Genomic DNA, 883 nt, shown 5'->3' on the forward strand with positions numbered 1-883 from the left:
CCGACTGCTTTATTGCCCCGGATGGCAATAAAACCACGCTGATGCGCAATGAGTTCGGGCTGGTGATTGCGGCAGAGGACACGGAGGGATACAAGCGGTCGTGGGAATATGACGCACAGAAACGGCTGACCCGACTGTTTGATGAAGAAAACCGCAGCCTGCGGCTGGGCTACGACAGCCATGACCGCTTGCAGCGACTGGCTTCGGGGGGCGGGGCATTATGGCTGTGGGAATACGATCGCCATCACCGGGTGGCCTTAAGCGATCGGCCGAACAACAGCACAGAGCGTTTTCGCCATGATCGGCACGGCAACCTGACCGAATGGACAGATGCGCGGGGTGTGCAATGGCATATCGAATACGGTCCGTTTGACTTACCGGTGGCGCGTGTGGATGGGGAAGGCCATCGCTGGCAGTATCGTTATGACCCTGACAGCCTGCAACTCGTTGAAGTCATTAACCCGCAGGGCGAAAGCTATCGCTATACGCTGGATGCCGACGGGCGGGTGATCACCGAAACCGACTATGCCGGCACGCAGTGGCACTATGCGTATGATGGCAACGGTAACTGCATGGAAAAACGGGATGCGGTGGGCCACATCACGCGCTTTGAGTACGATGCCGCCAGCCGCATGACCGCGATGCATACGCCGGAAGGGACAACCACTTATGGTTACGATATTCTGGGGCGTTTGCTTGTCGTGACGGCGCCGGAGAGTGCGCCGCTGACGTTTGAATACGATGCGAAAGATCGCATCGTGAAAGAAACGCAGGCGCACGGCGATATTCAGCGTGATTACCCGGACAGCAAGACCGTTGAAAGCACCTATCATCCGGTCGCGGGGTTGCACTGGCAGGCCAAAGTTGAAGCTAACCATGTCGG

At 57.8% G+C, this 883-nt stretch carries 1 pseudogene; it reads left to right on the forward strand.

Features of this window, described 5'->3' with window-relative positions:
• Window positions 1-883, forward strand: a pseudogene (locus tag Xedl_RS19800) (type IV secretion protein Rhs); the annotation flags it as partial.

The sequence above is a fragment of the Xenorhabdus eapokensis genome, from assembly GCF_001908105.1.